The following is a 13,849-nucleotide window of genomic DNA, read 5'->3' on the forward strand; positions in this document are numbered from 1 at the left end:
GCAACTCCGCCACACGGGACAGTCGCGCGCGCGCCAGTCCGCGACACCAACGGGATTTCGAGAAACGGTGATGACGACGAAGAAGGGCGCGGCGCTGCTGATCCGCCGGATGCTGGGGACCGTGCTGGCGCTGGGCGCGGCCGCGGCTGCCATCGCGCAGACGGTCGAGGATCAGGCGCTGCCCGACAACACCGGGCTGAACATCCCGTCGAACCTGCAGATTTTCGGCAAGACGGATTCGAACATCCGCAAGGCGACCGCGATCGTCAACGAGACCGTCATCACGGGCACCGACGTCGACCAGCGCGTCGCGCTGGTGGCGACGGCGAACAACGCCAAGCTGTCGGATCAGGATCGCGAGCGGCTGCGCGTGCAGGTGCTGCGCCAGCTGATCGACGAGACGTTGCAGATCCAGCAGGCCAAGACCGCCGACATCACAATTACCAAGGCCGAGCTGGATCAGGCGTACGCCGGCGTCGCCAAGAACTTCAACCGCACGCCCGCGCAGTTCACGCAGTGGCTGACGCAGAACGGGTCGTCCGAACGCTCGATCCGGCGCCAGATCGAAGGCGAGCTGGCGTGGAACCGCTATCTGCGCCGCCGCGTCGAGCCGTTCGTCAACGTGGGCGACGAAGAGGTGAAGGCGATCCTCGACCGGCTGGAAGCGGCCAAGGGGACCGAGGAATATCACCTCAACGAGATCTACCTCGCCGCGACCCCGGACCGCGAGCAGGAAGTGTTCAACAACGCGCGCCAGATCATCGCCGAGATCGGCAAGGGGCAGGCGCCGTTCGCCTATTTCGCGCGCAATTTCTCCGCCGCGACGACGCGCAGCGTCGGCGGCGACCTGGGCTGGGTCCGCGCCGCGCAGCTGCCCGACGCGCTGGCGCAGGCGACGCAGACGATGCAGGTCGGCCAGGTCGCCGGCCCGGTGCCGACGCCGGGCGGCTTCTCGATCCTGTATCTGGCGGACAAGCGCCAAGTGCTGATGGCCGACCCGCGCGACGCGCGCCTGAGCCTGAAGCAGCTGACGATCAAATTCCCCACCGGCACCACGCAGGCGCAGGCGACGCAGCGCACCGCCGCCTTCGCCACCGCGATCGAGAAGCTGAAGGGCTGCGGCTCGGTGCCGCAGATCGCCGCGACGCTGAACGCCGAGGTGGTCGACAACGATTCAGTGCGGGTGCGCGATCTGCCGCCGCAGCTGCAGGCGATCATGCTGAAGCTGCAGGTCGGCCAGGCGACGCCGCCGTTCGGCAACCCCGAGGAAGGCGTGCGCACGCTGGTGCTGTGCGGCCGCGACGAAGTGGCCAGCGGCCAGCTGCCGGGCGCGGCGCAGATCCAAAACCAGCTGGAGCAGCAGCGCGTCAACCTGCGCGCGCAGCAGGCGCTGCGCGACCTGCGCCGCGACGCCGTGATCGAGTATCGCTGAGGCGCCGCGGATGCATCAGCCGGACCGCACCGCCCCGATCATGGTATCGATGGGCGATCCCGCGGGGATCGGGCCGGAGATCATCGCCAAGGCGTGGGCGGCGCGGCACGAGCGCGGACTGCCGCCGTTCGTCGCGGTGGGCGATTGCCGCGCAATCCGGCAGGTATGGGACGGGCCGGTGCAAATTGTCACCGACCTGACCGCCGGCACGCGGCTGTTCGACGAGGCGCTGCCGGTAATGACGGTCGAGGACGGCGGCGATATCGTCCCCGGCACGCCCGATCCCGACGGCGCGCGCAGTGCGCTGCACGCGCTGGAGCTGGCCGCGGGGCTGGTCCGTTCGGGCGCGGCGCGCGCGCTGGTGACCGGGCCGGTATCCAAGGCGCAGCTGTACGGCATTGGCTTCACCCATCCGGGGCAGACCGAGTTCGTTGCCGAACGCTGCGGCATCTCGCGCGACAACGCCGTCATGATGCTGGCCGGGCCCGGGCTGCGCGTGGTCCCGATCACGACGCACGTGGCGCTGGCCGAAGTGCCCGCGCTGCTGACGGTCGAGCTGCTGGTGGGCAAGGCGCGGGTCACCGCGCGCGGCCTGTGGCGCAATTTCGGGATCGAGCGGCCCCGGCTGGCCTTTGCCGGCGTCAACCCCCATGCCGGAGAGGGCGGCGCGATCGGGCGCGAGGAGATCGACGTGATGATCCCCGCGATCGAGCAGCTGGTTGCCGAGGGGATCGACGCACGCGGGCCGTTCGCGGCGGACACGATGTTCCACGCCCGCGCGCGTGCCGACTATGACGCGGCGCTGTGCTGCTACCACGACCAAGCGCTGATCCCACTCAAGACGTTGTTCTTCGATGACGGCGTCAACATCACCTTGGGGCTGCCGATCGTGCGCACCTCGCCCGACCATGGCACCGCCTTCGGGATCGCGGGTCAGGACCGCGCGCATCCCGGCGCGATGATCGCCGCGATCCTGATGGCGGACGAGGCCGCGGCCAACCGCGCGCGCTGCACCGCCGCCGCATGACCGGCATGGTCGAGTTGCCGCCGCTGCGCGAGGTGATCGCGCGGCACGGCCTGTCGGCGTCCAAGGCGCTGGGACAGAACTTCCTGTTCGATGCGCAATTGCTGGCGCGGATCGCCCGCATCCCCGGCGACCTCACCGATGCCGAGGTGCTGGAGGTCGGCCCAGGCCCTGGCGGGCTGACGCGGGCGTTGCTGGCGCAGGGGGCGCGGGTGACCGCGATCGAGCGCGACCGGCGCTGCATCCCGGCGCTGGCCGAACTGGAGGCGGCCTACCCGGGCAAGCTGCGGGTCATCGAGGGGGATGCGACCGAGATCGATGCGCGCGCGCTGTTCGACGGCGCGCCGCATATCGTGTCGAACCTGCCATACAATGTCGGTACCGCGCTCTTGATCGGGTGGCTCTCCGCCGATTGGCTGCCGTGGTGGCGATCGCTGACGCTGATGTTCCAGCGCGAGGTGGCGGACCGGATCGTCGCGGGCGCCGGAGACGATGCCTATGGGCGGCTGGCGGTGCTGTCGCAGTGGCGCAGCGCGGCGCGGATCGCGATGCCGGTGCACCGTTCCGCCTTCACCCCGCCGCCCAAGGTGATGTCGGCGGTGGTGCACATCACCCCCACCGAGGCGCCGGCTGGGGTCGACCTCGCCATTCTGGAGCGGCTGACCGCGGCGGCGTTCGGGCAGCGGCGCAAGATGCTGCGGCAGAGCGTGCGCGGCGTGCCGGGCGCGATCGATGCGCTGGAGGCCGAGGGGATCGACCCCACCCGGCGGGCCGAGACGGTAGACGTCGCCGCCTTCGTCGCGGTGGCGCGGCGGTTGAGCGCCGCTTCCTAGGCGTCAGTCCTTCGCCGAGGCCTTGGGCGGCACCTTCGTCACTTCCGCCTGGGCGGTGGTGATCGCGGGCGGCCCCTTGGCGATGGCGGCGGCGAGCGTCGTCGCCTGCGGGCAGGTGCCCTTGCACAGGGTCCGCACGCGCGAGAGATTCTGGCGCGCGCGTTCCACGGCGCCCTTTTCCACCAGCGCCGCGCCCTGCCCCGACAGCGCGTCGACGTCGTTCGGCTCGAGGAGCAGCGCCTCGCGATAGAGGCGGATCGCCTTGCCCGGCAGGCCGCGCGCATCGGCGACCTGCGCCAGCGCGATGAACCCCTGGCGGTTGCGCGGATCGACGGTGACCGCGCTTTCGATCAGGTCGGTGGCGCCATCGAGATTGCCCGCCGCCTGCGCCGCGCGCCCCTGTTGCAGCAACGCCATGCTGCGCGGGTCGATCTGGTCATCGGGGCGCTGGCCGTGCAGCGATGTGGAGATCGACACCAGCGCCAGCGAAAGGGCGACGGCGACGGACGTGAAACGCATGAACGGCTCCAGCTTCGGCACGATCACTGGCGGTTAGCACGGCGCCCGGAGGCGTGCGACAAAAAAGCCATCGGTGCCGTCATGCGCCGGCGTCAGCCGCAGCCCCGAACCCCGCGCGCGGCCGAACGGCAGCGACAGCGGCTCGGCGACCCAGCCGGGAAAGGCGGACAGGAAGGCATCGACCTGCGCCGCGCCCTCCGCATCGAGCAGCGAGCAGACGACATAGACCAGCGCGCCGCCGGGCCGAACGCAGCCCGCGCCGATCCCCATCACGTTGCGCTGTGCCGCGACGAAGCGGTCGAGCCGCGCCGGGGTCAGCCGCCAGCGCGCCTCCGGGTTGCGGCGCCATGTGCCGGTGCCCGAACAGGGGGCATCGACGAACACCACGTCGGCGGCGACATCGGCGAGCGCGCCGCGTTCGTGCCCCGGATCGAGCAGCCGCGTCTCGATGATCGACACGCCCGCGCGTTCGGCGCGGGGCGCGAGCCGCGACAGGCGCGCCCGGTCGATATCGGCGGCGATGATGCGCCCCTCCCCCGCCATCTGCTGCCCCGCCATCTGGGCGGCGAGCGCGAGGCTCTTGCCCCCCGCGCCGGCGCACAGATCGAGGACGGTCATCCCCGGCGCGGCGGCGGCGGCGAGCGTCACCGCCTGGCTGCCGGCGTCCTGCACCTCCGCCACGCCGCCGAGCGCGGCGACGTCCGCGCCGGCCGGCAGGCGGCGGGCGTGCAGCAGGCCGGGGATCGGCGCGGCATCGGGGATTTCGGCATCGGGATCGAGCAGCCGGACGTCGAGCGGCGCGCGGTCGATCAGTGCGGCCTGTTCGGCGGCGTCTAGCCCGGAGGCGGCGAGTTCGTCGACCAGCCAGCGCGGATGCAGCCCGGCCGGAGCCGGCGCCTCCCCCGCGGCGATCGGCGCCGGGCCGTGGGTGGAGCCGTCGAAGGTCGCGGCCAGCGCCGCGTCCCCGCCCGCCAGCGTTAGCATCGCGGCACGGCCGCTGGCGGGCACCTCCCCCAGCGCACGGATCGCGGCATAGACGAGTTCGCGGACCGCGCGGCGATCCTTCGAGCCGGCATAGCGGCGCTGCGCGAAATAGCGCGCGATCAGCGTATCGGCCGCCGCACCGCCTTCGCGCGCAGCAAGGATGATCGCGTCGAGCAGCTCGATCGCGGCCTGGGTACGGGCGGCGGGGGTCATGCGCGGGCGTCCGTGGCGGCGGCGAATGTTGCGAATGTTGAGGCGGTGGCGCGGTTTTCGGGGGCTGCGCGACGGGGACGCGCCCGCGACGCGACATCGGTGCGACAGGTGTGCGCCGCTTGAGAGGGGGGGAGAACAATCGTCATCGTCGCGGCTGTGCCAGAAAGCGCGATCGTAGGACAGCGGGGCCGCGGCCTTCGTTCGTCACAGGCGGCGGTCCTGCATCAGCGCCACCCCCGCCGTCGGCGGTATATGGACGTCGGCACGGGTCAGGTGACGCGGATCGGCACAAGCGGATGCGTTAACCGGTCTGCGGTGCGCCTGCGAAACGCTGTTTCCCGTTTCACCATCCTCACCAGCATTCGCGAAAGCCGGATGCAGCGGCCGGATCGACGGCGATGGCACGTACCATGTGGAGAAACCCGGTGCTGCTGCAGCCCAGATCCGGCGGGTTCACATCCATGCCCCATCGCTTCACGAAGGCGGCATCAGCGTCGCTCGCTTCGTTCACGAGGAAGCGGTCGATCTCCACGATCACCCGCGCCCGCTCCCCCGGCTCCGCCCGACTGGACCATTCGGCGATCGCGTCCGACATGGTCGAATGGAGCAGGTCCATGTCCTGATGCAGATAACCCTCGATGATCTGCTCCAGCAGCGGATAGTCCCGGTCCGGCGGGATCGCGCGTGGCCGGCCGCGCGACAGATCGCTCAATCGCATCGATACATACCGGAGGTCGCGCCGCCTCGACCCGGGGCCACGGCCGTGCGGTCGATCGGATGACGTACATGACGAACCCGGATCGGCATCCGTTCTCGATACTCGATATCAGCCGCGCGGTGCACCCCTGCCGGGCGCCGCCGCGCCGCTGTTCGCGGGGTCCGCGTTCGGAGCACTCTGGGTGAAGACGGCGATCAACACAGTCGGAGCAGACCGGGCGGAAAAGAAAATCCTCAACCACTCGTCTGGTCTCGACTGCGCCCCTCGGCGTGTCGCCGGGCTATCCACATCGAGTTCGGTACGTCTCCGCCGCCCCATTCGACGACTTGCGTGCCATGAAACATCAGGCCGTAACCGTGCTCGGTGTCCCAGGTGCAGGCGAATTCCACGCCGAAATAGGGCGGCTCTCCCACCACATCCTGCAGGACGATGTGGAGGAGGCGGCACCTCTGGCGCACTTGCGCTTCGTCCCATGTTCGGTCGACCCGTTCGTCGGTCAACCCATGGATGCCATCCTGAAGGGCGGCCAGCTTTCCCAGCGACGAAAGCAGGGCCGTGACGATCGCCCGCTCCACCACCGCATCGTTGCCGATCAGCCACGCGGCCGCCGCGATCATAGGCGAACCAGGCAGATCGCCCGCACCATCGTCATTCTCGAAGCTGACCGGCACCTCCCCCGGCTCCGCGAAATCGCGATAGCCGCGACCCGGGTGAGCCAGCGCGCCGGGCGAATGTTGAAGCGTTGACGTCAGCGGCATCGGCAGGGCGGTCAGCCAGTAGCCCTCGCCACCGTACAGCGTTGGCAAACCGCGGAGTTCCATAGGTTTGTCGCGGTAAGGAAGCTTGTCCAGGCGCATGGTCCAATCCTCCGGTCAGCACATTTATCGCAAGGTTCCGGCGCGTGGCCAACTCGCCGCGCCTTTCGGAGCGCCGAGCGTTGCGTATCGTTTGCCGGGCCTGGGCGCTCTCGCGCCCCGCGCCGGTACGAACGGAAGTTGCCTAACCCCCGTCCTAGCGCGTGGGGTAGTTCGGTGCCTCGCGGGTGATGGTCACGTCGTGGACGTGGCTTTCCTTCAGGCCCGCGCCCGTGATGCGGACGAATTGCGCGCGGCGTTGCAGGTCGGGGATGGCGGCGGAGCCGGTATAGCCCATCGCCGCCTTGATCCCGCCGACCAGCTGGTGGATCACCTCGCGCGCCGGGCCCTTGAACGGCACCTGCCCCTCGATCCCCTCGGGCACCAGCTTGAGCTGGTCGCGGACCTCGCCCTGGAAATAGCGGTCGGCGGAGCCGCGCCCCATCGCGCCGACCGATCCCATGCCGCGGTAGGATTTGTACGCACGCCCTTGATAAAGGAAGGTTTCGCCCGGCGCTTCCTCGGTCCCCGCCAGCAGCGATCCGACCATGCAGGTCGACGCGCCGGCGGCCAGCGCCTTGGCCAGATCGCCCGAGGTGCGGAGGCCGCCGTCGGCGATCACGGGGACGCCCGACTTGGCGGCTTCCTCCGCGCAGTCCATCACCGCTGTCAGCTGCGGCACGCCGACGCCCGCGACGACGCGGGTGGTGCAGATGGAGCCGGGGCCGATGCCGACCTTGATCCCGTCGGCGCCCGCGTCGATCAGCGCGCGCGTAGCAGCGGCGGTGGCGACGTTGCCGGCGACGACCTGGACCGCGTTCGACAGCTTCTTCACGCGTTCGACCGCGCGGGCGACGTCGCTGTTGTGGCCGTGCGCGGTGTCGATGACGATCAGGTCGCATTCGGCATCGACCAGCGCCTCGGTCCGGTCGAAGCCCTTGTCCCCCACGGTGGTGGCGGCGGCGACGCGCAGGCGGCCGGCGGCGTCCTTGGTCGCCTCCGGGTACATCACCGCCTTTTCGATGTCCTTGACGGTGATGAGGCCGACGCAGCGATACGCCTCGTCCACCACCAGCAGCTTTTCGATGCGGCGCTGGTGGAGCAGGCGGCGCGCCTCCTCCTGCCCCACGCCCGTCGAAACGGTGGCGAGGTTGTCGCGCGTCATCAGCTCGGCGACCGGCTGGTGCGGGTTTTCGGCGAAGCGCACGTCGCGGTTGGTGAGGATGCCGACGAGCCGCCCGTCCTTCTCCGTCACCGGAATGCCGCTGATCCGGTGCGCGGCCATCAGCGCCTGCGCCTGCGCCAGCGTCGCTTCGGGGGCGATGGTGATCGGGTTGACGACCATGCCGCTTTCGAAGCGCTTCACCTGCCGCACCGCCGCGACCTGTTCGTCGACGGTCAGGTTGCGGTGAAGGACGCCGATCCCGCCCAGCTGCGCCATGACGATCGCCATGTCCGCCTCCGTCACGGTATCCATCGCGGAGGAAACGACCGGGATGTTGAGCGCGATGCCGCGCGTCAGCCGGGTGCGGGTGTCCGCCTCCCCCGGCAGGACGCTCGACTCGGCCGGAACGAGCAGGACGTCGTCGAAGGTGAGGCCGAGGCGGATATCCATGTAATGCCGAATCCCAGGGAGGTGCAGGAGTGGCGCGCCATGTAACCGCAAGCGCGGCGGATCGCTAGGGGCCGGATCGTCGGGGATCGCGCGGCGCTAGGCGGCGCGTCGCGCGCGCGCTATCATCGGCGCCCTGTACCGGGGGAGTTGCCACGACCATGCTGATCGCCGCCATCCTGTTCCTTGTCCTGGTGCTCGCGTACCTGATGACCAGCATCAAGATCGTTCGCCAAGGCTATCAATATACGATCGAACATTTCGGCCGCTACACCGCCACCGCGGTGCCGGGGTTCAATTTCTATCCCGCTTTCTTCTACCGCGTCGGACGGCGGGTGAACATGATGGAGCAGGTGATCGACATCCCAGGGCAGGAAATCATCACCAAGGACAATGCGATGATCTCCACCGACGGGGTGGTGTTCTTCCAGGTGCTGGACGCGCCTAAGGCAGCCTATGAGGTCAGCGACCTGTACAATGCGCTGCTGAACCTGGTGACGACCAACCTGCGCACCGTGATGGGATCGATGGACCTCGATGAGACGCTGTCGAAGCGCGACGAGATCAACGCGCGCCTGCTCAATGTCGTCGATCACGCGACGACGCCCTGGGGGGTGAAGATCACCCGTGTCGAGATCAAGGACATCCGCCCTCCGCAGGATATCGTCAACGCGATGGCGCGGCAGATGAAGGCGGAGCGCGAGAAGCGCGCCAACATCCTCGACGCCGAGGGCAGCCGCGCGTCCGAGATCCTGCGTGCCGAAGGGCAGAAGCAGGCGCGCATCCTGGAAGCCGAGGGGCGGCGCGAATCCGCCTATCGCGACGCGGAGGCGCGCGAGCGCGCGGCCGAGGCGGAGGCGAAGGCGACGCAGGTGGTGAGCGAGGCGATCGAGCGTGGCGGCACGCAGGCGATCAACTATTTCATCGCGCAGAAATATGTCGAGGCGGTCGGCAAGTTCGCGACCAGCCCCAATGCCAAGACGATCCTGTTCCCGGTCGAGGCGACGCAGCTGATCGGGACGTTGGGCGGGATCGGCGAACTGGCCAAGGAGGCGCTCAAGCCGGATGCGGCGCCGGCCGCGCCGGCCCGGCCGGAGAAGCCGCGCGGGCCGTTCGAGCTGCCGCAATCGTGATGCTGGACGATATCGGGGGCATGGCGACCGGCTGGCTGATCGCCGCGCTGGCGCTGGGGATCGCCGAGCTGGTGGTGCCGGGCGTGTTCCTGATCTTCCTGGCGGTGGCGGCGGCGATCACCGCCGCGCTGCTGGTGGCGGTGCCGGGCGTCGCGCTGCCGGTGCAATTGCTGTCCTTCGCGGTGTGGAGCGCGGTGGCGGTCGCGGTGGGGCGGCGGTGGTATCGCGACTTTCCGGTGACCGGCGGCGATGCGCGGCTCAACGACCGCACCGCGCGGATGATCGGCAGCGTCGCGCGGCTGGAAACCGCGATCGAGCATGGCCGGGGGCGCGTGACGATCGACGACGGCAGCTGGCCTGCGCGCGGCCCCGAACTGCCCGCGGGCAGCGCGGTGCGGATCGTCGCGGTGGACGGCGGCGTGGTGGTGGTCGAGGTGGCGGAGGATTGAGCTGTACCGGCCCGGCCGCGGGGAGACGCGACCGGGCCGGCGCGCGGTCAGGCCGCGGTCGCGGGCGCCCTGGGCGCGGCTTCCCGGACGCCCTGGTCGACATGGTCGGCGAATTGCGCGAAATTTTCGTTGAACAGGTCGACGAGCTTCGCGGCGGTCGCGTCATAGGCGGCCTTGTCCGCCCAGGTTTCGCGCGGGTCGAGGATCGCGGTGTCGACACCCGGCACCGACACCGGCACCTTGAACCCGAAATTGGGATCGGTACGGAATTCGGCATTGTTGAGGCTGCCGTCGAGCGCGGCGTCGAGCAGCGCGCGCGTCGCCTTGATCGGCATGCGGTGGCCGGTGCCGTACTTGCCGCCGGTCCAGCCGGTGTTGACCAGCCAGCAATCCACCCCGCCCCGCGCGATCCGCTCCTTCAGCAGATTGCCGTAGACCGACGGATGGCGCGGCATGAACGGCGCGCCGAAGCAGGTGGAGAAGGTCGCGTCCGGTTCGGTCACGCCGATTTCCGTCCCCGCGACACGCGCGGTATAGCCCGACAGGAAATGGTACATCGCCTGATCCGGCGTCAGCTTCGCGATCGGCGGCAGGATGCCATAGGCGTCGGCGGTGAGCATGACGATGTTCTTCGGCGTGCCCCCCATGTTCTTTTCTGACGTATTGGGGATAAAATCGATCGGATAGGCGCCGCGGCTGTTTTCCGCGAGGCTGTTGTCGTCGAGGTCGAGCTGGCGGGTGACCTCGTCCATCACGACGTTTTCCAGCACCGTGCCGAAGCGCTTTGTCGTCGCGAAGATCTCCGGCTCGGCATCGGCCGACAGGCGAATCATCTTGGCATAGCAGCCGCCCTCGAAATTGAAGACCGCATCGTCCGACCAGCCATGTTCGTCGTCGCCGATCAGCGTGCGCTTGGGATCGGCGGACAGCGTCGTCTTGCCGGTGCCCGACAGGCCGAAGAACACCGCGGTGCGCCCGTCGTCGCCCATGTTCGCCGAACAGTGCATCGGCATCACGCCCGCGGTCGGCAGCAGATAGTTGAGGATGCCGAACACCGACTTCTTCATCTCGCCGGCATATTTCGTGCCGCCGATCAGGATTAGCTTCTCGGTCAGGTTGACCGCGATCACGGTTTCGCCGCGGCAGCCGTGGCGCGCGGGATCGGCGCGGAAGCTGGGCAGGTCGATGATCGTATAGTCGGGCACGAAGCCCTTCAGTTCGACCTCCTCCGGCCGGACCAGCATCGTGCGGATGAACAGATTGTGCCACGCCAGCTCGTTGACGACGCGCACGCGAACGCGGTGCCCCGGCTGCGACCCGCCGAACAGGTCCTGGACGAACAGGTCGCCCTTTTCACGCAGCGCGGCGAGGAAATCGGCCTTCAGCGCCGCGAAATGCGCGGGGTCCATCGGCTTGTTCGACTTGCCCCACCACACGCTATCTTCGGTCTCGGCATCGCGGACGGTGAACTTGTCCTGCGCCGAGCGGCCGGTGTGCTGACCGGTTTCGACGACCAGCGGGCCGTCGGCCGACAGCTTGCCCTCGCCGCGCGCGACGGCCAGCTCGACCAGCCGCGCGGTGACGAGGTTCCAGTGGACGGTCGCGCGGGTTTCGATGCCCATCGTGTCCAGTCCGGCGGTAGGAATGCGATCGCTCAATGGTCCGTCCTCTTCCTGCATCGGCGCGCAGCCGGACGGCCGCGCCCCGTAACCCTGACGATCGGATATCGATACCCGCCGACCGCGTCAAACATGTTAAACACGCTGCCGGCGCGTCATGCCGGGACAGCTGCGATCGCGGGCGGGCATTGAGGCGCGCGCCGCTTTGATCTACGCCGCAACGCATGACCCGGACCCTGCCCCGGCCCGCACCCCTGTTCCGGTCCGCACGATGACCGCGACGATCGCGCTGGTCGACGACGACCGCAACATCCTGACCTCCGTATCGATCCAGCTGCAGGCCGAAGGGTTCCTGACGCGCGTCTACTCGGACGGCGAGACCGCGCTAAAGGCGCTGACCGAGAACCCCGCCGACCTGGCGATCTTCGACATCAAGATGCCGAAGATGGACGGTCTCGAGCTGCTGCGCCGGCTGCGGGAGAAGAGCCAGATCCCGGTGATCTTCCTGACCAGCAAGGACGACGAACTGGACGAGGCGCTGGGGCTGGCGATGGGCGCCGACGATTATATCGCCAAGCCGTTCAGCCCACGGCTGCTGATCGCGCGCATCCGCGCCATCCTGCGCCGCACCGAGGCCGCCCCCGCCAGCGACGGCGCGGAGGGCGAGGCGCAGGGGCCGATCGAGCGCGGGCGGCTGATGATGGACCCGGCGCGCCACCGCGTCACCTGGGCGGGCGACGCCGTGACGCTGACCGTCACCGAATTCCTGATCCTGGAGACGCTGGCGCAGCGCCCCGGCATCGTGAAGACGCGCAACCAGTTGATGGATGCCGCGTACCAGGACGACATCTACGTCGACGACCGGACGATCGATTCGCATATCAAGCGCGTCCGGCGGAAGTTCCGCGAGGTCGATCCGCAGTTCGATTCGATCGAGACGCTGTATGGCGCCGGCTATCGCTTCTCCGAGGAGTGAGGCCGCCGAGCAGGCGGTAGCGCTGACGGGGCGGGTGTCGCTGACGCCGCGTATCCTGGCGGTGAACATCTTCGCGCTGTTGCTGCTGGCCGGGGGGTTCTTCTACCTCGACTCCTTCCGCACGCGCATCCTCGACGGGCGCGTCGTGCAGGCAGCGCGCGAGGCGCGGCTGATGGCCGAGGCGCTGTCCGCGGTCGGCCCGGCGGAACGCGACACGCTACTGGCGCGACTGGCACGCGACACCGGTGCGCGGCTGCGGCTGTACGGTGCGGACGGCGCGACGATCGCCGACAGTCGCCAGCTGGGGATCGCCAACTTCCGGCTGGAAGACCCCGACCATGACGGGCTGGCGAAACGCAGCGCGCGCTGGCTGGATGCCGCGATCGACCGGATCGTGCGCGCGCCGCTGGCCCCCGGCTATCGCGAGCGGCGCAACGGGCGCGAATGGAACGACGTGGCGCAGGTGCAGGCCGGCAAGCCCTATTCCGTCACGATCTGGCGCGCGCCGGATCGCACCCCCGTCATCACCGCCGCCGCGCCGCTGCCGGGCGGCCGCGCGCTGATGAGCAGCGTCAATGCACGCGACGTCACCGAGCGCGTGCGGCTGGAGCGGTTCCGGCTGAGCGTGGTGCTGATGGTGGCGGCGGTCATCTCGATCGCATTGTCGCTGTTCCTGGCGCGCACGATCGTCAACCCGCTGCGCCGCCTTGCCCGCGCGGCGGTGCGCGTGCGGCTGGGCCGGGCGCGCGAGGTGGTGGTGCCGCGACTGCCCGATCGCCGTGACGAGATCGGGATGCTGGCGCGCGCGCTGTCGGACATGAGCCTGGCGCTGCGCGCGCGGATCGACGCGACCGAGGCGTTCGCCGCGGACGTGACGCATGAGTTGAAGAACCCGCTCGCCTCGCTGCGCTCCGCCGTCGACGGGCTGGAACGGGTCCACGACCCGGCGTTGCAGGCCAAGCTGCTCGCGATCGTCAAGGACGACGTCCACCGGCTCGACCGCCTCATCAGCGACATTTCCGATGCCTCGCGGCTCGATGCGCAATTGAGCCGGGCGACGTTCGAGCCGGTGGATATCGCCGCGATGATCGGCGCGATGGTCGCCGACCGGCTGCACCGCGGGGTCGCGCGCGACGTGCGGCTGCGGTTCGACCGGCCCGATCCGGCACCGCTGATCGTGCAAGGCGAGGGCGCGCGGCTGGAACGCGTGTTCGCCAACCTGCTGGACAATGCCATTTCCTTTTCCCCCGACGGCGGGCTGGTGAGCATCGCCGCGCGGCGCGACCAGGCGATGCTGGAGATCCGCGTCGAGGACGAGGGGCCGGGCGTGCCCGAGGAAGCGCGCGAGGCGATCTTCCGCCGGTTCCACTCGGTCCGCCCGTCGAGCGAGGGGTTCGGCGAACATTCCGGACTGGGGCTGGCGATCGCGCGGACGATCGTCGACGGGCACCAGGGCGAGATCACCGTGGAACAGCGCGAGGAC

At 69.6% G+C, this 13,849-nt stretch carries 13 protein-coding genes; 7 read left to right on the plus strand and 6 right to left on the minus strand.

The window, feature by feature from the left end:
• Positions 1–70 precede the first annotated feature (70 nt).
• Genes AX685_RS14130 through rsmA form a run of 3 tightly spaced genes read left to right on the plus strand, consistent with a single transcriptional unit; the run spans position 71 to position 3,289 of the window.
• Positions 71–1,432 (plus strand): peptidylprolyl isomerase, encoded by a 1,362-nt coding sequence (locus AX685_RS14130; RefSeq protein WP_066489772.1) that lies wholly within the window; start codon positions 71–73, stop codon positions 1,430–1,432.
• 10 nt (positions 1,433–1,442) lie between these two features.
• Positions 1,443–2,459, plus strand: a complete 1,017-nt coding sequence (gene pdxA / locus AX685_RS14135; RefSeq protein WP_082740978.1) for a 4-hydroxythreonine-4-phosphate dehydrogenase PdxA — start codon at positions 1,443–1,445, stop codon at positions 2,457–2,459.
• A 5-nt stretch (positions 2,460–2,464) separates the two neighbouring features.
• Positions 2,465–3,289, plus strand: coding sequence for a 16S rRNA (adenine(1518)-N(6)/adenine(1519)-N(6))-dimethyltransferase RsmA (rsmA, locus tag AX685_RS14140; RefSeq protein ID WP_156445822.1), 825 nt, complete (start codon positions 2,465–2,467; stop codon positions 3,287–3,289).
• Between the two features lie 3 nt (positions 3,290–3,292).
• Here the strand turns inward: rsmA and AX685_RS14145 are convergent, their stop codons facing one another.
• The 5 genes from AX685_RS14145 to guaB all read right to left on the minus strand — a co-directional run bounded on the left by AX685_RS14145 (position 3,293) and on the right by guaB (position 8,192).
• Complete coding sequence (locus AX685_RS14145) at positions 3,293–3,808, minus strand: tetratricopeptide repeat protein (RefSeq protein ID WP_066489805.1); 516 nt, start codon at positions 3,806–3,808, stop codon at positions 3,293–3,295.
• A gap of 33 nt (positions 3,809–3,841) precedes the next feature.
• Positions 3,842–5,005 carry an RsmB/NOP family class I SAM-dependent RNA methyltransferase gene (locus tag AX685_RS14150; RefSeq protein ID WP_066489775.1) on the minus strand — a complete coding sequence of 388 codons (1,164 nt, stop codon included), beginning with the start codon at positions 5,003–5,005 and terminating at the stop codon, positions 3,842–3,844.
• Positions 5,006–5,357: 352 nt separating this feature from the next.
• Positions 5,358–5,717, minus strand: a complete 360-nt coding sequence (locus AX685_RS14155) for a contact-dependent growth inhibition system immunity protein (protein ID WP_066489777.1) — start codon at positions 5,715–5,717, stop codon at positions 5,358–5,360.
• Positions 5,718–5,956: 239 nt separating this feature from the next.
• Positions 5,957–6,580 carry a DUF6985 domain-containing protein gene (locus AX685_RS14160; protein WP_066489779.1) on the minus strand — a complete coding sequence of 208 codons (624 nt, stop codon included), beginning with the start codon at positions 6,578–6,580 and terminating at the stop codon, positions 5,957–5,959.
• Positions 6,581–6,734: 154 nt separating this feature from the next.
• The gene (gene guaB / locus AX685_RS14165; protein WP_066489781.1) at positions 6,735–8,192 is read right to left on the minus strand and encodes an IMP dehydrogenase; all 1,458 of its coding nucleotides are present in this window, start codon (positions 8,190–8,192) and stop codon (positions 6,735–6,737) included.
• 158 nt (positions 8,193–8,350) lie between these two features.
• Here guaB and AX685_RS14170 point away from each other — a divergent pair, with 158 nt between their 5' ends.
• Together AX685_RS14170 and AX685_RS14175 are read left to right on the plus strand one after the other, a co-directional pair.
• The gene (locus tag AX685_RS14170; RefSeq protein ID WP_066489785.1) at positions 8,351–9,322 is read left to right on the plus strand and encodes an SPFH domain-containing protein; all 972 of its coding nucleotides are present in this window, start codon (positions 8,351–8,353) and stop codon (positions 9,320–9,322) included.
• The gene (locus tag AX685_RS14175) at positions 9,322–9,771 is read left to right on the plus strand and encodes an NfeD family protein (protein ID WP_197418624.1); all 450 of its coding nucleotides are present in this window, start codon (positions 9,322–9,324) and stop codon (positions 9,769–9,771) included. The genes AX685_RS14170 and AX685_RS14175 overlap by 1 nt, the downstream gene beginning before the upstream one ends.
• Positions 9,772–9,818: 47 nt before the next feature.
• Here AX685_RS14175 and AX685_RS14180 read toward each other — a convergent pair whose 3' ends face one another.
• Positions 9,819–11,450 carry a phosphoenolpyruvate carboxykinase gene (locus AX685_RS14180; RefSeq protein ID WP_197418625.1) on the minus strand — a complete coding sequence of 544 codons (1,632 nt, stop codon included), beginning with the start codon at positions 11,448–11,450 and terminating at the stop codon, positions 9,819–9,821.
• 211 nt (positions 11,451–11,661) lie between these two features.
• Between AX685_RS14180 and AX685_RS14185 the strand changes: the two genes are divergently transcribed.
• Both AX685_RS14185 and AX685_RS14190 read left to right on the plus strand, forming a co-directional pair.
• Positions 11,662–12,366, plus strand: a complete 705-nt coding sequence (locus AX685_RS14185) for a response regulator transcription factor (protein ID WP_066489791.1) — start codon at positions 11,662–11,664, stop codon at positions 12,364–12,366.
• A partial coding sequence (locus tag AX685_RS14190; RefSeq protein ID WP_066489807.1) for a sensor histidine kinase occupies positions 12,335–13,849 on the plus strand: 1,515 nt, incomplete at its 3' end. The genes AX685_RS14185 and AX685_RS14190, both read left to right, overlap by 32 nt.

The sequence above is a fragment of the Sphingomonas sp. CCH9-F2 genome (assembly GCF_001556735.1).
Taxonomy (GTDB): Bacteria; Pseudomonadota; Alphaproteobacteria; order Sphingomonadales; family Sphingomonadaceae; genus Sphingomonas; species Sphingomonas ginsenosidimutans.